This window comes from Psychromonas algarum, from assembly GCF_004376845.1.
In the GTDB taxonomy this organism is placed as follows: domain Bacteria; phylum Pseudomonadota; class Gammaproteobacteria; order Enterobacterales; family Psychromonadaceae; genus Psychromonas.
Window position 1 is genome coordinate 1 of the sequence record NZ_SNUW01000037.1, and the last position, 847, is coordinate 847.

An 847-nucleotide genomic window follows, 5' to 3' on the forward strand; every position below is an offset into this window, starting at 1 on the left:
CGTTGATAGGCAAGGTGTGTAAGTGCAGTAATGTATTGAGCTAACTTGTACTAATTACCCGTGAGGCTTAACCATACAACACCTAAGTAGTGTTGGTTTAGTTTAAAGTAAAAGATAATAATTTTTTATTTTAAAATAAGATATTGTTTACCAAGAAATAGAATGCTTGCGAAAGCATATTTACATAATTGATTACATGAACGTCCAGCTTTTCTAATATATTTTTATGCTTGGCGACAATAGCGCTGTGGTACCACCTGATCCCATGCCGAACTCAGAAGTGAAACGCAGCTGCGCCGATGATAGTGTGGGGTCTCCCCATGTGAAAGTAGGTCATCGCCAAGCGCCTAATTCAAAACCCCAGCCGTATGGCTGGGGTTTTAATATTTATAATACGCTATAAATATAAGATTTTTTCTGATAATAATAGCGCTGTGGTACCACCTGATCCCATGCCGAACTCAGAAGTGAAACGCAGCTGCGCCGATGATAGTGTGGGGTCTCCCCATGTGAAAGTAGGTCATTATCAGATCCCCATTTGCTGATATGGCTCAGTTGGTAGAGCGCACCCTTGGTAAGGGTGAGGTCGGCGGTTCAAATCCGCCTATCAGCACCAAAACTTCTTATAACTTCCTATAAAGTACAAGTAAACAAATAATCCCCTTGAAAAATATGTATTTAAGCCTATTTTCAGTCCTATAGCGCCTTATAATGTTTTGTACAATCTCATACCAATTCCGTTAATTATGTGATCTAATAGTCCTTCTTTGAAGGAGCTTATATGACCCACGATTTTACAGCCCTAATTAACGCGACATCTAATGCTAGACTCCGATTAAAACTAATT

The 847-nt window shown here is 39.4% G+C and carries 1 tRNA gene and 2 rRNA genes; all 3 read left to right on the plus strand.

Going from position 1 to position 847, the window contains the following annotated elements:
• The first annotated feature begins 229 nt into the window (after window positions 1-229).
• The 3 genes from rrf (E2R68_RS13805) to E2R68_RS13815 all read left to right on the plus strand — a co-directional run bounded on the left by rrf (E2R68_RS13805) (window position 230) and on the right by E2R68_RS13815 (window position 616).
• Window positions 230-345 (plus strand): 5S ribosomal RNA (rrf, locus tag E2R68_RS13805).
• 71 nt (window positions 346-416) lie between these two features.
• Window positions 417-532 (plus strand): 5S ribosomal RNA (gene rrf, locus E2R68_RS13810).
• Between the two features lie 8 nt (window positions 533-540).
• Window positions 541-616 (plus strand) — tRNA-Thr (locus tag E2R68_RS13815).
• Window positions 617-847: the final 231 nt, after the last annotated feature.